1 protein-coding gene is annotated in these 1,400 nt (G+C 60.7%); it reads left to right on the forward strand.

Annotation, left to right across the window (positions count from 1 at the left end; genetic code table 11):
- Nucleotides 1-151 precede the first annotated feature (151 nt).
- On the forward strand, nucleotides 152-1,400 hold a 1,249-nt coding region (locus ACZYOF_RS43760), incomplete at its 3' end, for an IS4 family transposase (protein WP_463719589.1).

Raw genomic sequence — 1,400 nt, forward strand, 5'->3', positions numbered from 1 at the left:
GCTATTTGATGCACACATCTTTGTTGCGAAGATCGGCGAAGACTGATTCCCTGGCGGGAGGCAGTCTTGTGGAGAGCGGTCTTATGTCGATGGAGGTGGGGCTGGGGCGATTTGGCGATCGTCGCCTGGAAAAAGGGGGGCCGCATTGCATGTGGCGCTCGTTGGAAGGCCTGGTTCGTGCATTCGACGCCTTGCAGGGAACCGAGCGCAGGAGGTCCGCTTCACGCGTTTTCTGCGCAATGATCGGGTAAGTGTCGCAGAGATGGCGAGCCATGCGGCTTCGCGCACGGCGGAACGTGTTGCCGGTCGCGAGATCATCGTGGTTCAGGATACCAGCGAACTGATCCTTGGCGGACGGCGCGCCAAAGCCAACGGCTATGGCCCTGTCGGCAAAGGCGGCGGAACGCGGGGCCTGCTTTTGCATGCGGCGCTCGCACTCGATGCCGGCACTGATGCGTTACTGGGTCTTGTTGATGCGCAGGTCTGGAATCGGGACAAGGGCAAGGTGACGCCCCGGCGATCGCGAGCAACAACAGACAAGGAGTCGCAGCGTTGGCTGTCCGCGACGGCTCAAGCCAGCGCGGCCTTATCGACCGCGCAAAGCATCACCGTGATCTCCGACCGGGAAAGCGACATCTACGAGCACTTCGCGCGACGTCCGGCGAATGTGGAGTTGCTTGTCAGGGCAAACTGGAATCGGAAGATCAAACTGAAGTCCGGAGCTTTTGCGAAGCAGTTTGCATTTGTTGATGGCTTGCCGGAAGCTGCCCGGTTCAGCGTGACGATTCCTGCGGCGCCGGGCCGCAAGGAGCGGATAGCCGAGCTTGCCTTGCGCTTCTCGCCGATCATGCTATGCCGGCCACATCCCAGCCCTGGCCCAGATCTGCCCGACATGATCCGCCTGACCATGGTGGACGTTCGGGAGGTGTCATCGACCCATGACGGCGAGCCGATCCACTGGCGGCTTCTCACCACGCATGTCGTAAGAAGCCCAAAACAAGCTCGTCGGATCGTCGACCTCTATCGCAAGCGTTGGACCATCGAGGAGTTCTTCCGCACGCTCAAATCCGCCGGTTTTGATATCGAGGAAGCCGACATTGGCGAACCCGAGGTCATGATCAAGTTCGTTGCCGCAGCCGCCGTAGCGACGGTCACGATCATGCAACTGGTTCGCGCCCGTGACGGCACGACCGAGGAAGAACTGACCGAGGCCTTCGAGCCGGATGACCAGCCTGTGCTGGAAGCCCTCTCTTCTCAACTCGAGGGGGCCACTGTGAAGCAAAAGAACCCGCATCCAAAAGGCACTCTCGCCTTCGCTGCGTGGGTCATTGCTCGGCTTGGAGGATGGACCGCCTACTATGGAAAGCCTGGTCCAAAGGTGATGCGCCTGGGCCTCGAAG

The sequence above is a fragment of the Bradyrhizobium sp. LeoA1Lang genome (genome assembly GCF_055413685.1).